The sequence below is a fragment of the Kitasatospora sp. NEAU-69 genome, assembly GCF_057158765.1.
In genome coordinates this window covers 42,242-64,932 of sequence record NZ_JBWXUE010000012.1, presented here as the reverse complement: position 1 = coordinate 64,932, position 22,691 = coordinate 42,242, and the positions used below count along the sequence as shown (strand labels likewise).

Sequence of the window (22,691 nt, the reverse complement as noted above, 5' to 3'; positions counted from 1 at the left end):
CAGTAGGGAAACACAACTCGCTTGGCCAACACACTATTTGACTGTTCGCACGACCGCGCGGTCACAATCGCGGTGAATCGCCGGAACTGACAATCTGTCACCAAGTCCAGATGCACGTCAGGTGCCGAATCCGGAGCGGAGACCGCCGCTCCGACCCGGGATGCGGAACCGGGCCGACCGGATTCCCACGGCGACCACCCCGGCAACCGACTGCGGACACCGCCGGAATTCCCCACTCGAACAGCGTTCTTGCTTCGTATACCCGTAGCCAAAGCGGCGTGCGGCGAGGATCCTGTGCACGCGAAAGCGCCGCCCCCGGAAGAACTCCGGGAGCGGCGCCAGGGCCGTACGGGAACAGCGGCGGTCAGCCGAGCTGCACCACCGCGCGGGACATGCCGAGCACCTTCTGCCCGCCGCTGGTGACCGTCAGGTCCACCCGGACCCGCCGGTCCTCCAGCAGCGCGGCGACCTTGCCGGTGACCTCGATCACGGCGCCGGTCTCGTCGTTCGGCACCGGGACCGGGCGGGTGAACCGCACGCCGTACTCGACCAGCGAGCCCGGGTCGCCGGTCCAGTCGGTGATCACCCGGACCGCCTCGGCCATGGTGAACATGCCGTGGGCGATGACGTCGGGCAGGCCGACCTCGCGGGCGAACTTCTCGTTCCAGTGGATCGGGTTGAAGTCGCCCGAGGCGCCCGCGTAGCGGACCAGTGTGGCGCGGGTCACCGGAAAGGACTGGGCGGGCAGTTCGGTCCCGACCTCGACCTCGTCGAAGCTGACAGCCATGGTCACTCCCCCGCCTCTTCGGTGGCCGCGCGGGCGACCAGGGTGATGATGCACGTCACAACGTGCTCGCCGCTCTCCTGCGCCAGTTCGGCACGCACGGTCAGCACGTCGTTGCCGGCCAGCGACTTGATGTTGTCGATCGTCACGGTCGAGCTCAGCCGGTCGCCGGCCCGCACCGGGCGGGTGTAGACGAACTTCTGGTCGCCGTGCACCACCCGGCTGAAGTCCAGCCCGAGCTCGGCGTCCTCGACGACCTGTCCGGCCGAGGCGTAGCCGATCAGGAACGGGAAGGTCGGCGGCGCGATCACGTCCGGGTGACCGAGCGCCTTCGCCGCCTCGGGGTCGGTGTACGCCGGGTGGGCGTCCCCGACCGCGACGGCGAACTCGCGGATCTTCTCCCGGCCGACCTCGTAGGGCTCGGTGGGCGGGTACGTCCGCCCGATGAAGGAGGGGTCGAGCGCCATGGACTACGTGCTCCTCAGTTCGCTTGTGCAGATGTGCAGATACGACTTCAGGCCGCACCCCGGAGGGGTACGGCCTGAAGTTCATGACCTGTGCTCACACAGGACCCACGGTGACCTGGATGGTCAGCGGGTCTCGCGGTGCGCGGTGTGCGAGTTGCAGCGGGGGCAGTGCTTCTTCATCTCAAGACGGTCCGGGTCGTTACGCCGGTTCTTCTTGGTGATGTAGTTCCGCTCCTTGCACTCCACGCAGGCCAGCGTGATCTTCGGGCGGACATCGGTGGCAGCCACGGGAGTGCCTTCCTGGGACAATGAATGATGACACAACAAGAGTAGCCGATCGGGAGTTCGACCTCCCGACCGACTACGCGGGGTAGCGGTGACCGGACTTGAACCGGTGACACAGCGATTATGAGCCGCTTGCTCTACCAACTGAGCTACACCGCTTTGACGACCAGACCTCGCCGAAGCGAGGACCGTCCATCAGAGCCCCCATGCGGAATCGAACCGCAGACCTTCTCCTTACCATGGAGACGCTCTACCGACTGAGCTATAGGGGCGAACCGGTCGAACGAGGAAGAGATTACACGGTTCCGAGCCAGAGGTGAAATCCGTATCCGAGCGGCAAGATCCCAGGTCGGCGGGCCCGTACGGACGGGCGGTCCCAGGCCTCCCGTTCGATCTCCGCTCGGCCTGCCCACGCGGGGTGGTGCCGGGGTGGTGGCGGGCAGGTGCGGGCCCGGCGGCGGCCCGGTGCCAGCGAGCCTCCCGGCTCCGCGCCCGCGCTGACCATAGGCTCGGCCGCCAGTGATCTTTCGGGGGCGCGGGACCGGCGCCGCACCGGCACCGCCCTGGAGCCGGACGGGAGGAGCGGGCCGATGAGCGCGGACAGCACACCCCAGGACGACCCACCCCCCGGCCGGCCGACCGGCGGCGAGCAGCAGCCCGGTGAGCACGGCGCGGGCGAGCAGGGCGCGGGCGGGCAGGGGTCCGGTGAGCAAGGCGCGGGCGAGTCCGCGCCGACCGGCTCCGGCTCGACGGCCTCCGGTGCGGGCGCCCGCGGCGCCGCCGGCTCCGGAGCCTCCGGCGCCGGCGGTACCGGCAGCGGCAACCCGCTCGGCCACGGCCCGGTGCTCCTGCTCAGCGGCGCCCGGCTGCCCGACGGCCGGGTGGTGGACGTGCGGATCAGCGGCGACCGGATCCAGGCCGTCGGCACCACCGGGAGCCTCGGCCCGCTGCCGCGCTCCGCGCTCCCGCCCGGCAGCGTGGCGGGCCACCTGGGCCCCGGCGAGACGGACGGGCCCGCCGTCGCGGCCGGCGCCCGGATCGACCTGACCGGCTACCTGCTGCTGCCCGCACCGGCCGAGCCGCACGCGCACCACGAGACGGCGTTCACCGGCACCCCCGACCCGCAGCCGGACGGGTCCGACCCGCAGGACCCGCCGGCCGACCGGCGCGCCCTGGTCCGCCGGGTGACCGAGGCCGCGCTGAGCTCGCTCGGCTACGGCGCCACCGCGCAGCGCACCCACGTGCGGATCGACGGCCCGGCCGGGCTGCGCCCGCTGGAGGCGGTGCTCGCCGCGCGGCAGGCGCTGCGCGGACTCGCCGAGCTCCAGGCAGTGGCCGTTCCCGGGCCGCTGACCGGCCCGGACGGCCCTGCGGGCCGGGCCCGGCTGCGCGAGGCGCTGCGGCTCGGTGCGGACGCCGTGGGCGGCGCTCCCGAGCTCGACCCGGACCCGGTCGGCCACCTGGCGGCGGTGCTGGCCGCGGCGCGCGAGTTCGACTGCCCGATCGACCTGCACCTGCGTGGCGCCGACCCGGCGCTGCTGACCCGGCTCGCGGCAGCGCTCGCGCCGTTCGGCCCCCGGGCCGCGCTCGGCCCGTGCGACCTGCTGCCGCCCGGCTCCGCGGCCGCGCTGCGGGAGGCCGGCGTCCGGGTGGTCTGCCTGCCGCAGAACGGTTCCTGCGGCGGCTGCGGCGGCGGGCGGCCGAGCGGGCTCAGCCCGTCGACGGTGCGTGAGTTGACCGAGGGCCAGGTGCCGCTCGCGGCCGGCAGCGGGGCACTGCGGGACGCGGCGAACCCGGTCGGCCGGGCCGATCCGCTGGAGGCCGCCTACCTGCTCGCGGCCGGCGGCGCGCTCGACCCGGCGGCCGCCTACGAGGCGGTGAGCGGGCAGGCCCGGCTGCTGATGGGCCTGCCGCCGGTCCGGGTGGACGCGGGCTTCCCCGCCGAACTGCTCGCCGTGCGCGGCGAGAACCTCGCCGCGGTGCTCTCCGGCGGCCACAGCCGGCTGGTGGTGCACGGCGGCCGGGTGGTCTCCCGCACCAGCGCGGTACGGGAGTTCGCGGACACCGTGGCACTGGCGCTGCCACGCCAGAGCGGGCCGCCGTAACCGGCGACCCGCTCTGGCGAAGCGTCAGGGATCAGTTCGGGCTTCAGCTCAGCGGTACTCGCGCAGCCGGGGCCGGACCGCGATCACCGTCAGCGCCAGCGCGCCGGCCAGCAGCAGCGCGCAGGCGATGGTGGCGCCGGTGCCCAGCGCGTCGTCGCTCTGCGCGATCGCGTGCGCGAAGGCCTGCTGGTTGATCGCGATCACCTGGTCGAAGGAGTCGCTCAGCTTGCCGAAGTCGGCGTCGGACTGGCCGGGTTCGGTGCCGGTGTCGAAGGCGATCGCGTCCGCGAGGTGGCCGGACTGTTCGAGCTGGCGGATCTTGCCGTCGTCCTGCTGGTAGGTGCGGAAGTCGGCGAGCACCTGGTTCGCCGCCGACTGCTCGCCGGGGAAGGTGATGTTGCGCAGCTCGTCGCCGAGGAAGCCACCGAAGGTGACGTCGCCGTCCGAGCGCTGGTGCGCGGTGACGGCCTGGTTCAGCGCGGGCAGGTAGCCGGCCGGGGTCACGTTGTCGAGCTTGACGATCTGCTGGCTCTTGTCGAAGAACGCCTGCGCGTAGGTGCCCGCCCGGCCCTGGTCGCTGAGCCAGCGGCTCTCGTCGGCGTTGCTGTCGTAGGCCACCGCCTTGGCCCGGCCGAGCGCGATCACCGAGTCGTAGGCCTGGACCTTCGCGGTGTACAGGCGGCTCTGCGCGTCGCCGGCCAGGCTGAGGCCGTAGCCCAGGCCGACCACGGTGAGCAACGCGGCCGCGACCAGCGGCGGGCTGATCAGCCGTCGGTAGCGGACCGCCAGGGTGATCTGGAGCGCGGCGATGACGGCCAGCGCGAGCAGCCCGGTGAGCAGCAGGAACCACCAGCCGGAGCCGAGGTCGGCGTGCTGGGTGGCGTAACTGCCGTCCACTGTGGCCGCGTTCGAGTTGGCCACCTGGTCGGCGTCGGGCAGCAGCTGGGACCGCAACAGGTCGGTGGCCTGCTGGTACGAGCCGAGCGCGTCGGCCGGCGGCTTGCCGGGCAGCGCCTTGGCCTCGGACTCCTGCAGGTCGGAGCGGGCCACCAGCGCCTCGTACTGGCCGAGGGCGTCGAACTCGGCACTGACCGCCTTTCGGGCGCCCGAGTCGTTGGAGACCGCCTCGGTGGCCTGTTCCAGGTCGCTGTCGGCCTGCGCCCGGCGCTGGTCGTAGAGGTCCATGACGGCCTTGCGCTTGCCGAAGTCGGCCTCGTCGGCGCCGACCAGCAGCAGGTTGGCCGCCTGTGCGTCCATGTCGCTGAGGGCGAAGTACAGGTCGGCGGCCCGGACCGCCTGCGGGGCGCTGCGGTGGCCGATGCCGTCGGTGGCGGTACGGGCGCCGCCGAGCACGGTGGCGGTGACACCGCCGAAGACCAGCAGCGCCGCGAGCGAGGCCGCGGTGAGCGCGCGGACCCGGCGCGGGGTGGTCCAGAACTCGGCGCTCAGCAGCCGGCCGGCCAGGCCGGTCGCCTTCGCCGCGCCGGTGGCGCCGGCGCCACCGGTGACGCGGGGATCGCGCGGCGCGGGAATCCTTGCGGCAGCACCAGAGCTCGTCTCCGCCGACGAGCTCTCCCCCGGTGCCGCCTTCACTCTGACTCCCGCTGCCATGGCCGCGCGTCCCCTCCCCATCACCTGGCCGCCGGATCGGTGCGGTCCCCGGACGGGGGCCGCCGTTACCGGCGCGGTCCAGCTCCTGACCCGGCTGATGACCGGGCTCCCCCACGGAGCGGAGCGGAACCGTTTTCCACACGACTGACGCTAGGTCCGGGGCGGATCGATTCTGCCCGTCCTTACGCGCCCTTGGCGATCAAAGGGGATCTCTTGACGCATCATTAGCGCCTGCCCTGACAGTCGGTGAACGCCCGCGCCAACGGCCCGGGTCACGGCTCGTAGCGGTAGCCGATCCCCGGCTCGGTGATCAGGTGCCGTGGGCGGGCCGGATCGCGCTCCAGCTTGCGGCGCAGCCCGGCGAAGTAGACCCGCAGGTAGTTGCCGCGCTGCTCCTGCTCGGGCCCCCAGACCGCGCGCAGGATCTGCCGGCCGGGCAGCAGCCGGCCCGGGTTGGCCAGCAGGAGCCCGAGGATCCGCCACTCGGTCGGGGTCAGCCGCACCTGGGCCGCGCCCGCCCCCGACCCCGCCCCCGGGCCAGACCCGCCGTCGGCCCGCACGACCGTCCCGGCGGTCAGGTCGACCAGGTAGTCGCCCAGCACCGCCCGGGTCACCGGCGTGGCGCCGGTCGGCCGGCGCAGCACCGCGCGCAGCCGGGCGAACAGCTCGTCCATCAGGAACGGCTTGGTGACGTAGTCGTCGGCCCCGGCGTCCAACGCCTGGATCTTGTCGTCGGCGCCGCTGCGACCGGAGAGCACGATGATCGGGACCTGGCCGCGGCCGCGCAGCCGGTGGATCACCTCGACGCCGTCCAGGTCGGGCAGCCCGAGGTCGAGCAGCACGGCGTCCGGGTGGTGCTGCCGGGCGACGTCCAGCGCGGTCAGCGCGGTCGCCGCGGTGGACACCTCGTAGTCGCGGGCGGTCAGGTTGATCCGCAGGGCGCGGAGCAGCTGTGGTTCGTCGTCCACGATCAGGATGTGGCTCATGTCCCCTCCGGTTCGGCGGCGGCGGGCAGCGTCAGCAGCATCGTGGTGCCGCCCCCGGGGGTGTCCTCCACCTCCAGGGTGCCGCCCATCGCCTCGGCGAGGCCGCGGGAGAGCGCCAGGCCCAGGCCCACGCCGGTGGTGTTGTCGGTGTCGCCGAGGCGCTGGAACGGCAGGAAGACCCGGTCCCGGTCGGCCATCGGAATGCCCGGACCGCGGTCGGCGATCCGGATCTGCACCTGGTCCAGGTGCGCGCTCGCGCTGACCAGCACCGGCGCGCCCGGCGCGTTGTGCCGCAGCGCGTTGGTGATCACGTTCGCCAGCACCCGCTCCAGCAGCGGCGGGTCGGCGAGCACCGGCGGCACCGTCTCCAGGTCGAGCGGCTGCACCGGCGCGTCCGGGTCGGCGAGCGAGTCCAGCGCGCGCGGCAGCACGTCGTCCACGTGGACGGCCGCGAGGTGCAGGGTGAGCGCGCCCGCTTGCAGCCGGCTCATGTCCAGCAGGTTGTCCACCAGGCGGTTCAGCTTGACCAGCGACTCGTCCGCGGTGGCCAGCAGCTCGGCTTGGTCCTCGGGCGAGAACTCGACGTCGGGGCTGCGCAGCGAGCCGACCGAGGCGAGCGCCGCGGCCAGCGGGGTGCGCAGGTCGTGGCTGACCGCGGCGAGCAGCGCGGTGCGCATCTTGTCGGCGGCCTTGATCGGCTCGACCTCGGCGGCCACCGCGGCGAGCCGGTCGCGTTCGAGTGCGGCGGCCACGTGCGCGGCGAACGCGGCGAGCACCCGCTGCTCGTCGGCCGGCATCCGGCGGCCGGTCAGGATCAGCAGCGCGTCGGAGCCGACCGGGATCTCGGTCACCTCCGGATCGGCGGTGACCGCGCCGGAGGCGTCGCTGCGGGCGATCGCCTCGCGGGTCTCCCGGGAGAGCAGCGCGACCGAGTCCAGCCCGAAGGTGTTGCGGGAGTGCTCCAGCAGGGTCGGGATCGCCGATCCGCCGCTGCCCGGGGCGGCCTCCCGGCTGCGCAGCACCGTGCCGGCCAGCGCGCTGAGCGTCTCCGCCTCGGCGGTCGCCCGGGCGGCCCGTCCGGTCAGTCTGGTGGCCCGGTCCACCACGGTGGAGACGGTCAGCGCGACCATCGCGAAGACCAGCAGCGCGATCACGTTGTTCGGCTCGCCGATGGTGAAGGTGTGCACCGGCGGGATGAAGTAGTAGTTGAGCAGCAGTGAGGCGATCAGCGAGGCGATCAGCGCCGAGGCCGCGCCGCCGAGCAGCGCGACCGCGACCACGCCGAGCTGGAAGAGCAGCGCGTCGGTGGTCAGGTTGAGCGTGTGGTGCAGCTGGGAGAGCAGACCGGTCAGCGCGAACGGCAGCAGCAGGCCGGAGGTGAAACCGGCCACCGTGCGCCCGCGCGAGTGCCGCCGGCCCAGGCTGGGCAGCAGCCGGCCGCGCCCGGTGAACTCGTGGGTGACCATGTGGACGTCGATGTCCTCGGACAGGTCGACGGTGGTCTCGCCGATGCCCGGGCCGGTCAGGAAGCGGGTGATCCGGCCGCGCCGGCTGGTGCCGAGCACCAGCTGGGTGGCGTCGTTGGCGCGGGCGAAGCCGAGCAGCGCGGTGGGGATGTCGTCGCCGACCACCACGTGGTAGCTGCCGCCCAGCGACTCGACCAGGCGGCGCTGGTTGGCCAGCGCGGCGGGCGAGGCACCGGCCAGGCCGTCGCTGCGGGTGATGTGCACGGCCAGCACCTGGCCGGCCGCGGTGCGGTCGGCGATCCGGGCGGCGCGGCGGATCAGCGTCTCGCCCTCCGGGCCGCCGGTGAGCGCGACCACCACCCGCTCACGGGTCTCCCAGACCCGGTCGATGTTGTGCTGGGCCCGGTAGTCGCGCAGGCCCTCGTCCACCCGGCCGGCCACCCAGAGCAGGGCCAGCTCCCTCAGCGCCGTCAAGTTGCCCACCCGGAAGTAGTTGGAGAGGGCGGCGTCCACCTTCTCGGCCTTGTAGACGTTGCCGTGCGCCATCCGGCGGCGCAGCGCCTGCGGGGCCATGTCGACGAGCTCGATCTGGTCGGCCCGGCGGACCACCTCGTCCGGCACGGTCTCCCGCTGCGGGGTGCCGGTGATCTTCTGCACGACGTCGTTGAGGCTCTCCAGGTGCTGGATGTTGACCGTGGTGATCACGTCCAGTCCGGCCGCCAGCAGCTCGTCGACGTCCTGCCAGCGCTTGGCGTTGCGCCCACCGGGGATGTTGGTGTGCGCGAGCTCGTCCACCAGCACCACCTCGGGGCGGCGGGCCAGCACGGCGTCCACGTCCATCTCGGTGAACTCGGTACCGCGGTAGGTGCGGTGCAGCCGGGGGATGACGTCCAGGCCCTCCAGCATGTGCTCGGTGTGCTTGCGGCCGTGGCACTCGATGTAGCCGACCACGACCTCCGCCCCGCGCTCCTGTCTGCGCCTGGCCTCGTCCAGCATCCGGTAGGTCTTGCCTACGCCGGGGGCCGAGCCGAGGTACACCCGCAGCCGGCCGCGCCGGGGAGGGGTGCCGGAGGCGAGATCGCGAGCCATCAGGGCTTCTCTCTTCGCGAAATGGTGTCTGAACAGTGGGCGGAGACAGGGTGTTACGGAGACAGGGTGTTGCGGAGACAGGCCGGACCGGCTCGTGCGGGGCACTCCCCGTACGAGCCGGTCCGGTTACATCTGATGGTCTGTCACTTCAGCTCGCTGACAGCCCTGTTGAGCAGTACGACGTTGACGCCGGGGTCACCGAGGAAGCCGGCCGAGCGGCTCTCGGTGTACTTGCCGACCAGCGCCTTGACCGCGTCCGCCGAGACGCCGCGGGCCTTGGCCACCCGGGCGACCTGCTCGTCGGCGTAGGCCACCGAGATGTGCGGGTCGAGGCCGGAGCCGGAGGAGGTGACCGCGTCGGCCGGCACGCTCGCCGGGTCCACGCCGTCGAAGGCGGCGACGGCGGCCCGGGTGTCGTTGACCGACTTGAGCAGCGTGTCGCTGTTCGGGCCCAGGTTGGTCGCGGACGAGCCGTGCGGGTCGTAGCCCGCCGCGGAGGGCCGCGGCTGGAACCACTTCGGGTCCGGCTGCGCCTGCTCCTTCGGGTCGTTCGGGTCCTTCTTCGGCAGGTTGTAGTTCTGGCCCAGCAGGCTGGAGCCGATCTCCTTGCCGTCGGCGGACTTGACGATCGAGCCGTTCGCCTTCTGGGTGAACGCGACCTGGCTGATCCCGGTCACCAGCAGCGGGTAGGCGATCCCGAGGATCACCGTCATCACCAGGAGCATCCGCAGCGCGGAGAGGTGGGTACGGACGGAGGTGGGCAGTGGCTTGGACATGAGAGCTTTTCCTCCGTTTCTCAGCGCAGGCCGGGGATGAACTGGACGACCAGGTCGATCAGCTTGATGCCGATGAACGGCACGATCAGACCGCCGATGCCGTAGACCCCGATGTTGCGGGCGAGCAGCGAGCTGGCGTCCGAAGGACGGTACTTCACACCGCGCAGGGCGAGCGGGATCAGGCCGATGATGACCAGGGCGTTGAAGATGATCGCCGAGGTGATCGCCGAGGTCGGGCTGTGCAGACCCATGATGTTGAGGTGCTTCAGGCCCGGGTACACGCTGGCGAACATCGCCGGGATGATCGCGAAGTACTTCGCGACGTCGTTGGCGATCGAGAAGGTGGTCAGCGCGCCACGGGTGATCAGGAGCTGCTTGCCGATCTCGACGATCTCGATCAGCTTGGTGGGGTTGGAGTCCAGGTCCACCATGTTGCCGGCCTCCTTGGCCGCCATGGTGCCGGTGTTCATCGCCACACCCACGTCGGCCTGGGCCAGCGCCGGAGCGTCGTTGGTGCCGTCGCCGGTCATCGCGACCAGCTTGCCACCCTCCTGCTCCTTCTTGATCAGCGCCATCTTGTCCTCGGGCGTGGCCTCGGCGAGGAAGTCGTCCACGCCGGCCTCCTCCGCGATCGCCCGGGCGGTCAGCGGGTTGTCACCGGTGATCATGATGGTCTTGATGCCCATCCGGCGGAGCTCGTCGAAGCGCTCCTTCATGCCCTCCTTGACCACGTCCTTGAGGTAGATCACCCCGAGGGCGCGGGCGGGCTTGTCCGCGATCCGGCTCGCCACCAGCAGCGGCGTGCCACCGGCGGCCGAGATGCCGTCCACCAGCTCGGTGACGTCGGCGCCGACCGTGCCGCCGTTCTCGGTGACCCAGCGGATGACCGAGCCGGCCGCGCCCTTGCGCACCGAGTGGACGCCGTCGCTCTCCTCCAGATCGACCCCGGACATCCGGGTCTGGGCGGTGAACGGGACCCAGGTGGCGTGCGCGAGCTCGCCCTGGGCGCGGGCCCGCAGGCCGTACTCGGCCTTGGCGAGGACCACGATCGAGCGGCCCTCGGGCGTCTCGTCGGCCAGCGAGGAGAGCTGGGCGGCGTCCGCGAGCTCGCCGATCTCGATGCCCTGGGAGGGCAGGAACTCGGCGGCCTGGCGGTTGCCCAGGGTGATCGTGCCGGTCTTGTCGAGCAGCAGCGTGTTGACGTCGCCGGCGGCCTCGACGGCGCGGCCGGACATGGCGAGCACGTTGCGCTGCACCAGGCGGTCCATGCCGGCGATGCCGATCGCCGAGAGCAGCGCGCCGATCGTGGTCGGGATCAGCGCGACGACCAGCGAGACCAGCACGATCAGGGTCTGCGGGGCGCCGGCGAACGCGGCCATCGGCTGCAGCGCGGCGACGGTGACCAGGAAGACGATGGTCAGCGAGGCGAGCAGGATGTTCAGCGCGATCTCGTTCGGCGTCTTCTGCCGCGAGGCGCCCTCGACCAGCGCGATCATCCGGTCGATGAACGACTTGCCGGGCTCGGAGGCGATCTTCACCACGATCCGGTCGGAGAGCACCTTGGTGCCACCGGTGACCGCCGAGCGGTCGCCACCGGACTCGCGGATCACCGGTGCGGACTCGCCGGTGATCGCCGACTCGTCCACGCTGGCCACACCCTCGACGACGTCGCCGTCGCCGGGGATGATCTCGCCGGCCTCGATCACCACGTGGTCGCCGAGCCGCAGCTCGGTGCCGGCCACCTCCTCCTCGGCCTGCGAGGCGGGCCAGTCGAGCAGCCGGCGGGCCTTGGTCTCGGTCTTGGTGCGGCGCAGCGTCTCGGCCTGCGCCTTGCCGCGGCCCTCCGCGACGGCCTCGGCCAGGTTCGCGAAGATCACGGTCAGCCAGAGCCAGACGGTGATCGCCCAGGCGAAGACCGAGGGCTTGGCGATCGCGTCGATGGTGGTGACCACCGACCCGACCTCGACCACGAACATGACCGGGTTCTTGATCATGACCCGCGGGTCGAGCTTCTTGCACGCGTCCGGGAGGGAGGCGACGATCAGCTTGGGGTCGAGCAGGCCGGACGAGACGCGGTGCGGGTGCGCTTGAGCCTCAGCCGGATCGGTGGGGACGGGAGTAAGGGTCGAGGACATCAGTGCAGACCTTCCGCGATCGGCCCGAGAGCCAGGGCCGGGAAGTAGGTGAGGCCGACCACGATCAGGACGACGCCCGAGAGAAGGCCCACGAAGAGCGGCTTGTGAGTGGGCAGGGTGCCCTTGGTGGCGGGGACCGGCTGCTGCTGGGCGAGCGAGCCCGCCAGCGCCAGCACGAAGATGATCGGCAGGAAGCGGCCGAAGACCATCGCGAGGCCGAGCGCGGTGTCCCACCAGGGCGAGGTCACCGTCAGGCCGCCGAACGCGGACCCGTTGTTGTTCGCCGCGGAGGTGAAGGCGTAGAGCACTTCGGAGAAGCCGTGCGCGCCGGTGTTGCCCATGGCGGCCCGTTCACCGCCCAGCGCCATCGCCAGGCCGGTGCCGACCAGCACGATCACGGGGGTGGTGAGGATGTAGAGGGAGGCGAACTTCATCTCCCGCCCGCCCAGCTTCTTGCCCAGGTACTCGGGCGTGCGGCCGACCATCAGACCGGCGACGAAGACGGCCACGATGGCCAGCACCAGCATGCCGTACAGGCCGGAGCCGGTACCGCCGGGCGCGATCTCGCCGAGCATCATGTCGAACATCGCGACACCGCCGCCGCCGGGGGTGAGCGAGTCGTGCGCGCCGTCCACCGCACCGGTCGAGGTCAGCGTCGTCGAGGAGGCGAAGAGCGCGGTGGCCCAGGGCCCGAAGCGGACCTCCTTGCCCTCCATCGCCGCGCCGGCCGCCTTCAGCGCCACGCCACTGGCGTGCGTCTCGAAGAAGGTCATCAGCGCGACCGAGGCCGTCCAGAAGATGCCCATCACGGAGACGATCGCGTAACCCTGGCGGTTGTCCTTGACCATCTTGCCGAAGGTGCGGGGCAGCGCGAACGGGATCACCAGCAGCAGGAAGATCTCCAGCCAGTTCGTGAAGCCGGTCGGGTTCTCGAACGGGTGCGCCGAGTTGGCGTTGAAGAAGCCGCCACCGTTGGTGCCCAGCTCCTTGATGACCTCCTGCGAGGCGACCGGGCCGCCGGGGATCGACTGGGTGTCGCCGCCGAGCGTGGTCAGGTCGTGGAAGCCGTGGAAGTTCTGGATCACGCCGTTGGCCACCAGGACCAGCGCGAAGACGATCGAGATCGGCAGCAGCAGGCGCAGGCAGATCCGGGTGAGGTCCACCCAGAAGTTGCCGACCCGGTCGGTCTTGCTGCGCGTGAAGCCCCGGATCAGCGTCGCGACGACCGCGATGCCCACCGCGGCGGAGACGAAGTTCTGCACCGCGAGGCCGGCCATCTGGACCACGTGGCCCATGGTGGCTTCGCCGGAGTAGTCCTGCCAGTTCGTGTTCGTCACGAACGAGATCGCGGTGTTCCAGGCGGCGTGCGAGCCGACGGCCTTGAAGCCGAGGCTGAGCATCAGGTGGTTCTGGATCCGCTGCAGCAGGTAGAGGAAGAGGACCGAGACGGCCGAGAAGGCCAGCAGCGAGCGCAGGTACGACGGCCAGCGCTGGTCGGCGTCACCGTCGACCCCGATGACCTTGTAGAGGCCGCGCTCGGCCTTCAGGTGCTTGGCGGTGGTGAGGAGCCTGGCGATGTAGTCGCCCAGAGGGCGGTAGCAGAGGGCCAGCGCACCCACCAGGGCGAGGGCTTGCAGCCAGCCCGCGAGAGTGGAGCTCATGTCAGAACTTCTCCGGGAAGATCAACGCCACCACGAGGTAGCCAACGAGGACAACGGCGACGATGAGACCTGCGAGGTTTTCGACGCTCACAGCTTCTCCACCCCCCGCGCGATGAGGGCGAGCACGGCGAAGACAGCGACTGTGATCGCTACGAAGACGAGATCGAGCATGAGCTCCACCAAGGTGGTCAGGACCTGCCGTGGCAATCCGCAATCCGTGGACGCGTCACGACGCCGGCGGCAGGCCGGCTCCAGTAGCAAACCGGGTGTTCGGCGGCCGCCGGCTCTTCTTGACGGCCTCCATACGGGGCCCCTGCGCATGTTGACGTGGTCCATACGGGTGAGCACGGCCCGACTACGGGCTGATAACGCTGGGATCGCGGCGCGTCTTAGCGCCCCCGTGACACCGGGGCGGACGGGCGAGGGCCCGGACGGTGAATTCCGTCCGGGCCCTTGACGCCGACTCTGTGTGCGACTCCGCTCCCGTCTACGCGCCGATCTTCTCCCGCCCGCCGGACGGCTCGCCGCGCCGCACCGAACCGGGCGCCCGGCGGGCGGGGTGGTCGGCCCGCGGCGCCGAGCTCAGCTGCCACGGCACGCTGATCACCATCACGCCGGGAGTGAAGAGCAGCCGGCTCTTCAGCCAGAGCGCCGACTGGTTGTGCAGCAGGTGCTCCCACCAGTGCCCGACCACGTACTCCGGGATGAAGACCGCGATCACGTCCCGCGGGTTGTCGAACTTGCGCGAGCGCACGTACGCGACCACCGGCTTGGTGATCTCCCGGTACGGCGAGTCCAGCACCTTGAGCGGCACGTGGATGTCGAACTCGGCCCAGCGCCGCTGGAGTTCGACCGTATCCTCCTTCTCCACCGCGACGGTGAGCGCCTCCAGCGTGTCCGGCCGGAACGCCTGCGCGTAGCCGAGCGCCCGCAGCGTCGGCTTGTGGATCGTGGCGACGAGCACGATGGCGTGCACCTTGGACGGCCGGACCGACTCCCCGTGCGGATCGTCCACCGCCAGTTCCTCGGCCACCGAGTCGTAGTGCCGCCGGATCCCGCGCATCATCAGGAAGAGCACGATCGCCGCGACCACCGCGAGCCAGGCGCCCTCGAGGAACTTCGTCGCCATCACGATCACCAGCACCAGCGCGGTGACCCCCGAGCCGAAGCCGTTGATCACCCGGGAGCGCTTGGCCGCGTTGCGCACCGCCGGGTCGCTCTCGGTGCTCAGCACCTCGTTCCAGTGCCGGACCATGCCGATCTGGGAGAGCGTGAAGGACGTGAAGACGCCCAGGATGTACAGGTGGATCAGGCTGTTGACGCTCGCCTTGTAGGCCCACAGCAACAGGATGTTGACCACCGCCAGCGCGATGATCCCGTTGGAGAAGGCCAGCCGGTCGCCACGGGTGTGCAGCTGCCGGGGCAGGTAGCGGTGCTGGGCCAGGATCGAGCCGAGCAGCGGGAACCCGTTGAACGCGGTGTTGGCGGCCAGTACCAGGACCAGCGCGGTGGAGAACTGGACCAGGTAGAAGAGGAAGGTGTGGTCGCCGCCGAAGATCGCGGAGGCCAGCTGCGCGATCACGGTCGGTTGGGCGGCGGTGTGGCAGTCGCCGGGGTAGCCGACCAGCTGGCAGGTGTCGGCGGTCTTGTGCACCTTGGTGGTCAGGGCCAGCACGGTGATGCCGACGAACATCACCACGGCCGTGATGCCCATCGCCGCCATGGTGGTCGCCGCGTTCTTCGACTTCGGCGGGCGGAACGCCGGCACGCCGTTGGAGATCGCCTCGACCCCGGTGAGCGCGGTGCAGCCGGAGGCGAACGCCTTCAGCGCCAGGAACACCAGCGCGATCCCGGTCAGCGTGCCGTTGTCGCCGATCGGCGTGATCGGGTACTTCGCGCTGGAGGCCATCGGCGTGTGGCCGAGGGCCATCCGGACCAGCCCGGTGATCACCATCAGCATGATGCTGAAGATGAACAGGTACGTCGGCGCGGCGAAGGCCTTGCCGGACTCCCGCACGCCGCGCAGGTTCACCGCGGCCAGCAGCGCCACGCAGCCGACCGCGAGCGGGACCCGGACGCCGTTGAGACCGGGGAACGCCGAGATGAAGTTGTCCACGCCGGAGGCCACCGAGACCGCGACGGTCATCACGTAGTCCACCAGCAGCGCGGCCGCGACCACGAGTCCGGGCCGGCCGCCCAGGTTCTGGGTCACCACCTCGTACGAGCCGCCGCCGTCCGGGTAGGCGTGCACCACCTGGCGGTAGGACGTCACGACGACCGCCATCAGCGCGACCACACCGGCCGCGACCCACGGGGTGAGGTAGAGGAACGCGGTGCCGCCGATCGTGAGCACCAGCAGGATCTCCTCGGTGGCGTACGCGACCGAGGAGAGCGGGTCGGAGGCGAAGATCGGCAGGGCCAGGCGCTTGGGGAGCAGGGTTTCCCCGAGCTCCTCGCTGCGCATGGCCTTGCCGATCACGAGTCGCTTGAGCGCTGCGGGCACATTGAACACATTTGGGAGCGTATGCGCCCCGTGCGTTGCGGCCGTCGGCGACTCGCGGGGGCTACCGCCGATGGGCCGTCAGCCGACCCGCCATCAGCCGAGCCACCTTCATCCGACTTTCCGTCACATCCGCAGCCGCAGCCGGCAGACCACCGCGTCGGTGCCGCGGCGCAGCGCCCGGTCGATCAGCACGCCGCGCTGGTTCTGCAGCGCCCGCTGCCACACGTGCACCGGCTCGACCTCCGCGATCAGCACGGTGACCCGGTCGTACGCGTGCTCCGTCCCGAGCTCGTTCACGAAGCCGACCAGCGGACGGCCCAGCCTGCGGTGCGCGTCCCGCACCTCGATCAGCGGCACGCCCGGGTTCCACAGCTCCCAGTCCCGGCGCAGCGCGTCGGCGGCCTGCCGGTCCTCGGCGTCCGGCTCGGTGTGGACGACGGTCACCGCGAGCACCTCGTCGCCGAGCGAGAGCGCCGCGGAGAGTGCCTCGCGGGTCATCCGGGTGATCGAGTGCACCGGGACGACCACCAGCGAGCGCTGCCGGGTGAGCGGCCCGGGGATCCGGCCGAGCTCCAGGCAGCTGCCGATCCGCCCGTACGCCCGGTGCACCAGCTCGAAGAGCAGCACCAGCAGCGGCAGCGCGAGCACGATGCCCCAGGCGCCCTCGGTGAACTTGGTGCCGGTCACCACCAGGGTCGCCACGCCCGTCAGCAGCGCGCCGAAGCCGTTCAGCGCCGCCTTGCCGCGCCAGCCGGCGCAGCGCGAGCGCAGCCAGTGCCGGACCATGCCGACCTGACAGATCGTGAAGCCGACGAAGACGCCGATCGAGAAGAGCGGCACCAGCGCGTTCACGTCCCCGCCCGAGGCGACCAGCAGGCCGGCCGAGACGACCGCAAGGAAGAGCACGCCGTGCCGGTGCACCTGGTGGTCGGCGCGCAGCGCGAAGACGTGCGGCAGGTGGTTGTCGCGGGCCAGCAGCCGCATCAGCACCGGCAGGCCGCCGAACGAGGTGTTGGCGGCCAGCGCCAGCAGCACCACGGTGGCGAACTGCACCAGGTAGAAGCCGAAGCCGTGGCCGAGCGAGGCGTCCGCGAGCTGGGCGAGCACCGTGACGCCCTCGACCGGCTGGAGGTGGAACTTGCCGATCAGCACGGCCAGCCCGATCAGCATCACGCCGAGCACCGCGCCGAGTGCGACCTCGGTGTGCTGGGCCCGCTTGACCCGCGGCGTGCGGAACGACGGAACGGCGTTGGCCACCGCCTCGACGCCGGTCAGCGCCGAGCAGCCGGAGGCGAAGGCCTTCAGCAGCAGCAGCGCGCCGACGCTGCCCGCGTTGCCGGCCAGCGCGGACGCGTGGCCGGCGGCCGCCGCGGTGCTGGCCGGGGCCGAGCGGAACAGGCCGATCACGATGATCGCCATGATCGCGAGCACGAAGACCGCCGTCGGCGCCATGAACCAGCGGGCCGACTCGGCTATGCCGCGCAGGTTGACCGCGGTGACCAGGGCCAGCACGCCCAGGCAGAGCCAGACCCGGTCGGCGTAGAGCCCCGGGAAGGCCGAGGTCAGCGCCGCAACCCCGGCGGTCACCGAGACCGCGACGTTGAGGATGTAGTCGATCACCAGCGAGGCCGCGGCGGTGAGCGCGGTGCGGCGGCCCAGGTGGGTCTTGGCGACCGCGTAGGACCCGCCGCCGTCCGGGAACGCGGCGATCACCTGGCGGTACGAGGCGGTGAGCACGGCGAGCAGCACCGCGATCGCGATGGTGACCGGCAGCGTGAAGCCGAGCCCGTGGGCGCCGACCGCGGCGAGGACCAGCACGATCGACTCGGGACCGTAGGCGACCGAGGCCATCGCGTCGAGCGAGAGCGCCGCCACTCCGCCCAGCGCGGAGAGCTTGTCGCGCTCGGCGCCCGGGCCGGGCCGCCCGGTATCGGGGGGCTCGACGGGGGCCTCGGCCGTGACGGCCTCAGGGGTGTGCGACATCGGAATTCCTCCGCGCTCGGTTGCGTCTGAAATCGTCTCCGCGCGACCGCCCCGCTTCAGTCCCCTATACGCGTTCCATACGCCTGCCCGACCTTCCCTGACGATCCATTGACGTCGCTCCGACGGATCCGAACGGCGGTCGGCTGCGTCTCATCGACACGCACCCCCGAGCAGTGAAGGTGGACACCGATGGACATCCGGAAGCTTCTCGTCACCGGCGTGGCAGTGACGACCCTCGGGCTGACCCTGGCCGGGTGCGCCGACAAGGTCACGCCGGGCCCGCCGTCCATTGCGGTGTCACCCTCCGACGGGTTCGTCCAGCTGGACGCGAGCGCCAACGGGACAACCATGCGGGTCACCGTCGGCGCTCGGCTCTGGGTCACGCTGGCCGGGCCGTACTGGTCCACGATCACCAGCTCCGACCCGCAGCTGCTCAGCCCGCAGCCGTTCTCCCGGCCGCTGCTGCCCTCCGCCAGCCCTGCGGCCTGCCACCCGGGCACCGGCTGCAACGACGTCTCGGTCGGCTCCTTCAAGGCCGAGCGGGCCGGCACCGCCCAGCTGACCGCGAGCCGGACCTCATGCGGCGAAGCGAAGCCCTGCGCACCGGATCAGCGCACCTACACCGTCACCGTGGTGATCACCGACTAACTCACCACTTCACACTTTCCCTGTACAACACACAATCTGACTACCTCAACGCCCGCCAAGCCGCTGCCCGCACCGGCAACACAGGCAGCGACAACCGCCGACCACCCCTGCGTTCAAGTGCCGCCAGCTCCCGCTGCATCGCCGGGCGCGGCACCGCCAGCACCGGGCAACTCGCCCGCCGGACGCAGTACGGCGTCACCGCCGGCCGCAGAAGTCGGCCCAGCCGACGCCCCCCGCCGGCCCCGACCACCAGCAGATCCTGCGGCCCATCGGCCACCCCGACCAGCCCGGCCCCAGGCTCACCCCGCACCGCCAGACAGCGCAGCGGCACCCCGGGATCACCCGTCGGAAAGGCCTCCCCGATCGCAACCCGCAGCCGCTCGACCGCCGCATCCCGACAGGCCTCGAGCAGCTGCGGACCGGGCGCCAGCCGAAAACTCTGCTCACCCCCCGGCGGCGTCCAGACCAACACCGCCACCAGCTCACCCCCGACCCGCCGGGCCTCCTCGACCCCCCGGTGCAGCGCGGCCAGACTGCCGAGCGACCCACTCACCCCGACGACGACCCGCTGCTGCACCATGACGTTCTTCCCTCTCCCTGCCTCACCGGACCGGTCGGCCTCCAGCAAAGCGGGATCAGCCGCACGACGACGCCCCCGTTGACGCCTCCCTGACGCCCCCGACAGCCATCCGAACGCTCCCCTGACAGGCCAGGACTAGCGACCGACCATCTCCCCAACCCCCTGCACCACAGACAGCACCGCGAACAGCCCCCCAACCCCCACGAACGCAGCACCCACCACCTTGTTCATGACGCGCTGGAACCGCTGATCGCGGACCCCCTCCACAAACCGGCTCGACACCCCACGGAAGTCAACAAGCACAGCCAGCCCCACGAGCGCACAGACCACCCCCATCACAAACGGCCCGAGCAACTGCCACCCGGTGATCTTCTGCCCGTTCGCAAATGCCGCGAGAACGCTCCCTCTGTGCATCCCGGGATGGTAGGCCACCGACCACCCATCACGGAACCCTCCCACCCCCTCCACTACGTGAAGACCCAACAAAGACCTTCACTCCACCCCCACCTGCCAACCGCCCACCCCCGGACACCCTCACCACCCCAACAGACACCACCGCCACCCCACCCGCGCGCACGAAGCCCCCACCGACCCCACCAGCACCACACTAAGAAGGCCCTGATCAGCATTTCCGCTGATCAGGGCCCTTCCCTATCTTGTGACTGGTGCAAGGTTCGAACCTGCGCATCTTGCGCGACAGATTTACAGTCCGTCGCGCGCACCACCTCTGACGTGCCAACAGTCATCAATCCGTCAGCCATGGTCCGTCACTGGTCCGGATCATGCTTGGCCGCACCACCCCCGCACCCGCGGCATAGGGCACATCCCTAGATGCGAACTAATGAGTTGGGCGGCCGCTAAGGCCACCCGCCAGCCTCCCAGCCTAGGCAACGGTCAGCTCCGAGCCTCGCCACTAGCCACTGGGGCGCACCCTCACCTCCGGGCCACAGGCAGCCTGAGGCGTTAATAGCCTCCTGCGTTACCCAGCAGACGGGATGTGCCACTGCTGCAGACCGACTCGGCCGTCTTCCTTTGCCTGCGTGAGCCTCACCACGCCCCATCCACAGCGGCCTCAGCCAGGCACTTACGCCCGAACCTGGCCAAGGCGGACTGACTCCCATAGTAACTTGGCCCTCTCGAATCGTCTCAAAGAGGACCCACTTTCGCTCAGCTTGCTAGGCAGCACAGGGCCTTGCGTGTATCCTTCTTCGATTAAAAGGTGACTCTTAATCCCGCGCGCCGACCTGCGGTTCGCCCGGCTTGCAAGAGGTCGAGTGCTAAGCATCCCGAGGGTTCTTGATTTCACGTGGCGGCACCACTATCGCGGCCGATTCAGCGAAGAACTTCCGGATGTAATTGGACTGGACGATCTTCGCAACTTTTGGCCGACCCTATACAACTCCCTCCTCGCCGATCTGCAAGCAGGAGACACGCGAATTAAGAACATCGAGATAGTGGACCTCCCCAAGGATAAAATCTCAGTTCGCCCCCTCGTTCGCTTCTCCACCAGGGATCGCCTTCTGTACGAGGCCCTCGTTTTCAGACTCGCGAGGACTGTCGACTCGCAGATTTTCGAATCAGTCCATAGCTATCGATGGAGTCGCAACAGCTTCTCATTTAAAAGCCCTATTAAAATGTGGCTAAGAATGCAGAAGCTGGCATCGCGTCACCTAGCTCGAAATCCCGGACATTTCGTGGCCCGAACAGACGTCACCTCATTCTATGACAGCATGCACCTTGAGACGTTGATGGACGATCTCGAGGCGGCATCCGGGGAGACCCAGTGGGTGCAAATGCTCGGCAGCTACCTTGATTCATTCCAGTCTTTCCACAGCGCCTGGGGAGTCCCTCAAGGGTCTGATGCCTCCGGAGTTCTGGCGAATCTCTACCTACTGCCTGTCGACGAGCTCCTGCGACGACGCGGAATCAAGAGCTTTCGATACTCTGACGACATGTACCTATTCGGCCCAGACTTCTTCGCGCTCCGCGACGCAATACTGCAAATAAATGATGTCCTGCGATCACGCAGGCTTACCATGGCCTCACAAAAAACCAGCATAATGACGCCGGCTGAGGCTAAAGATTTCTTCGAAGATGCCGAGAAGGATGCAATTCAGTATGGGATCCTGGTTGGCAACCCAGGTACCCCAGCATCAGTGCGTTCTTACTTTGAAAAAGTCATCGCCCAGGAGGAGCCATCCGCACGGGACCTCCGATTCTCGATCAATAGGCTTAAGCAGCTGGGGGACGACTACGCCCTCTCCTGGGCACTGGAAAACTCCCCAGAATTTCCACACCTAGCCAAGGACCTATTTTCATACATTGCACGATTTGTGGGTTCAAGAGGGGGTGAAATTAGGCAGCACCTTGCCCAGCTGGTCCGCAGCGGGGCAATACGGCCTTACCCCTACTTGCAGTTTCAGGTAATTCGAATGGCACTTAAACACAAGATGCTCGACCCAAGCATTCTGGACGCATCATGGGAAATTCTGGAGGATAAAAACAGAGGCAGCCTCCCTCGGGAGTTTGCCGTGCGATACATCGCACGATCGGGCAGCCTATCCAGCGGAATGCTCATGAAGCACAGATTCGAGAATGAGCCGACCGAATCCATGCAGAGGGCCCTAATGGTTGGAATGTACGAGTCTGGCTACTTCCCCAAAAGAATCTTTCAGCACCTCTCCAGCAAGGATGGACTTCTCGGAGTGACCGCAGAGTACCTGAAAAGCGAACCAATGATACCGATTGTGTGAGGCGTTAAATTGACTAGCGGTAACCCCGAAGCCGATCTTATAGGCGCACTCAAAAGGCTGGAATCCGACGCCACCTATAGCGCCCAAGCATACTTCGAAGCAGCAAAGTCAGCGGATTTCTGGGGGAGGTTCATCGTATTTTTCCCGGCACTAGTTTCGGCCATCTCTGGAATCGCCTCGGCAATTTACTCAGTCAAATTCGGTGGCGCGCTCTCTGCGGCGTCTGGAGCGGTAGCCGCCACAGCCGCCTTTATTGGGTCCGGAAAGCTGGCGGGATCATATCGAGAATCGGCACGACAGTACACCATTCTGAGGCACAATGCCCGCCTTGAGGCTGCGTTTGGCTCCTCGCGATCCGCCGATCAATTGGAGGAATCCGTGCGAGCCTTGAGTCGGACCCGAGACTCTATCGTCGCCAAGGATGAACCGGTACCCAACCGCCTATTTCGGCGCGCCTCAAAGCGGATTGAAGCCGGAGTTACTTCTCATCAGGATCCAGCCGCAGGTAGGAACAGCGATTAGCCGACACATCGCAGGTGGCTATATCTCGACTAATCGCCGCCAGTCATGTCGCGGCGCACACGATGCCGCGCAGGTGGTGGAGCGGTTTTGGCCGGTGTGCTGTCTGGTCTGGGGCCGGGCATGATCGGGGGCCGTAAGCTGCTGCGGCTCGGTCAGGACTTTTGGGCCTGACCGCAGTTTGGCGGATTGGCCTCCCGGTCTTGGTCGGCGCGGGGCTCAGTCGTGGCTGGTGGGTAAAACCGTGGAGCCGCCGGCCCCAGCCATCGCGCTGCCCTGTTCTGGCGGTCGCGCCGGGACCGGGCGCCAGCCCGCATGCCCGGCGTCGGCCGCCGGGCGG

At 69.5% G+C, this 22,691-nt stretch carries 17 protein-coding genes and 2 tRNA genes; 3 read left to right on the top strand and 16 right to left on the bottom strand.

The annotated features are described in order from the left end of the window. Nucleotides 1-364 precede the first annotated feature (364 nt). The 5 genes from AC060L_RS15925 to AC060L_RS15905 all read right to left on the bottom strand — a co-directional run bounded on the left by AC060L_RS15925 (nt 365) and on the right by AC060L_RS15905 (nt 1,808). On the bottom strand, nt 365-787 hold the full coding sequence (locus AC060L_RS15925) for a MaoC family dehydratase (RefSeq protein ID WP_483799395.1): 423 nt from the start codon (nt 785-787) through the stop codon (nt 365-367). 2 nt (nt 788-789) lie between these two features. After that, nucleotides 790-1,251: an FAS1-like dehydratase domain-containing protein gene (locus AC060L_RS15920; protein WP_483799394.1), complete on the bottom strand. Its 462-nt coding sequence runs from the start codon at nt 1,249-1,251 to the stop codon at nt 790-792. 123 nt (nt 1,252-1,374) lie between these two features. After that, entirely contained in the window at nt 1,375-1,539 is a 165-nt protein-coding gene (gene rpmG, locus AC060L_RS15915; RefSeq protein WP_006604855.1) for a 50S ribosomal protein L33, read from the bottom strand. Nucleotides 1,540-1,622: 83 nt separating this feature from the next. Then, nucleotides 1,623-1,695: transfer RNA gene (locus tag AC060L_RS15910), tRNA-Met, on the bottom strand. Nucleotides 1,696-1,735: 40 nt separating this feature from the next. Then, a tRNA-Thr gene (locus AC060L_RS15905) sits at nt 1,736-1,808 on the bottom strand. 318 nt (nt 1,809-2,126) lie between these two features. On the opposite strand from AC060L_RS15905, the gene AC060L_RS15900 reads away from it, so the two are divergent. Next, the gene (locus AC060L_RS15900) at nt 2,127-3,641 is read left to right on the top strand and encodes an amidohydrolase family protein (RefSeq protein ID WP_483799393.1); all 1,515 of its coding nucleotides are present in this window, start codon (nt 2,127-2,129) and stop codon (nt 3,639-3,641) included. Nucleotides 3,642-3,689: 48 nt separating this feature from the next. On the opposite strand, the gene AC060L_RS15895 is transcribed toward AC060L_RS15900, so the two are convergent. The 9 genes from AC060L_RS15895 to AC060L_RS15855 all read right to left on the bottom strand — a co-directional run bounded on the left by AC060L_RS15895 (nt 3,690) and on the right by AC060L_RS15855 (nt 17,851). After that, complete coding sequence (locus tag AC060L_RS15895) at nt 3,690-5,234, bottom strand: hypothetical protein (RefSeq protein WP_483799392.1); 1,545 nt, start codon at nt 5,232-5,234, stop codon at nt 3,690-3,692. 290 nt (nt 5,235-5,524) lie between these two features. After that, a complete protein-coding gene (locus AC060L_RS15890; RefSeq protein ID WP_483799391.1) occupies nt 5,525-6,238 on the bottom strand; it encodes a response regulator in 714 nt (237 codons plus the stop codon). Then, a complete protein-coding gene (locus AC060L_RS15885) occupies nt 6,235-8,793 on the bottom strand; it encodes an ATP-binding protein (protein WP_483799390.1) in 2,559 nt (852 codons plus the stop codon). The genes AC060L_RS15890 and AC060L_RS15885 overlap by 4 nt, the downstream gene beginning before the upstream one ends. Before the next feature lie 143 nt (nt 8,794-8,936). Then, on the bottom strand, nt 8,937-9,569 hold the full coding sequence (kdpC, locus tag AC060L_RS15880; protein WP_483799389.1) for a K(+)-transporting ATPase subunit C: 633 nt from the start codon (nt 9,567-9,569) through the stop codon (nt 8,937-8,939). Between the two features lie 20 nt (nt 9,570-9,589). Beyond that, a complete protein-coding gene (gene kdpB, locus AC060L_RS15875; RefSeq protein WP_483799388.1) occupies nt 9,590-11,704 on the bottom strand; it encodes a potassium-transporting ATPase subunit KdpB in 2,115 nt (704 codons plus the stop codon). Next, a complete protein-coding gene (kdpA, locus tag AC060L_RS15870; protein WP_483799387.1) occupies nt 11,704-13,365 on the bottom strand; it encodes a potassium-transporting ATPase subunit KdpA in 1,662 nt (553 codons plus the stop codon). Before kdpA ends, kdpB begins: the two co-directional genes overlap by 1 nt. Before the next feature lies 1 nt (nt 13,366). Continuing rightward, nucleotides 13,367-13,456, bottom strand: a complete 90-nt coding sequence (kdpF, locus tag AC060L_RS15865) for a K(+)-transporting ATPase subunit F (RefSeq protein ID WP_483799386.1) — start codon at nt 13,454-13,456, stop codon at nt 13,367-13,369. A gap of 396 nt (nt 13,457-13,852) precedes the next feature. Next, nucleotides 13,853-15,829: an APC family permease gene (locus AC060L_RS15860; protein WP_483799525.1), complete on the bottom strand. Its 1,977-nt coding sequence runs from the start codon at nt 15,827-15,829 to the stop codon at nt 13,853-13,855. Nucleotides 15,830-15,991: 162 nt separating this feature from the next. After that, complete coding sequence (locus tag AC060L_RS15855) at nt 15,992-17,851, bottom strand: APC family permease (protein ID WP_483799385.1); 1,860 nt, start codon at nt 17,849-17,851, stop codon at nt 15,992-15,994. Between the two features lie 189 nt (nt 17,852-18,040). On the opposite strand from AC060L_RS15855, the gene AC060L_RS15850 reads away from it, so the two are divergent. Beyond that, nucleotides 18,041-18,499 carry a hypothetical protein gene (locus AC060L_RS15850; protein ID WP_483799384.1) on the top strand — a complete coding sequence of 153 codons (459 nt, stop codon included), beginning with the start codon at nt 18,041-18,043 and terminating at the stop codon, nt 18,497-18,499. A 40-nt stretch (nt 18,500-18,539) separates the two neighbouring features. On the opposite strand, the gene AC060L_RS15845 is transcribed toward AC060L_RS15850, so the two are convergent. Together AC060L_RS15845 and AC060L_RS15840 are read right to left on the bottom strand one after the other, a co-directional pair. Next, nucleotides 18,540-19,079 carry a universal stress protein gene (locus tag AC060L_RS15845; RefSeq protein ID WP_483799383.1) on the bottom strand — a complete coding sequence of 180 codons (540 nt, stop codon included), beginning with the start codon at nt 19,077-19,079 and terminating at the stop codon, nt 18,540-18,542. Nucleotides 19,080-19,214: 135 nt separating this feature from the next. Further along, entirely contained in the window at nt 19,215-19,493 is a 279-nt protein-coding gene (locus tag AC060L_RS15840; protein WP_483799382.1) for a hypothetical protein, read from the bottom strand. An 860-nt stretch (nt 19,494-20,353) separates the two neighbouring features. Here AC060L_RS15840 and AC060L_RS15835 point away from each other — a divergent pair. Further along, nucleotides 20,354-21,832 (top strand): RNA-directed DNA polymerase, encoded by a 1,479-nt coding sequence (locus tag AC060L_RS15835; protein ID WP_483799381.1) that lies wholly within the window; start codon nt 20,354-20,356, stop codon nt 21,830-21,832. Nucleotides 21,833-22,691: the final 859 nt, after the last annotated feature.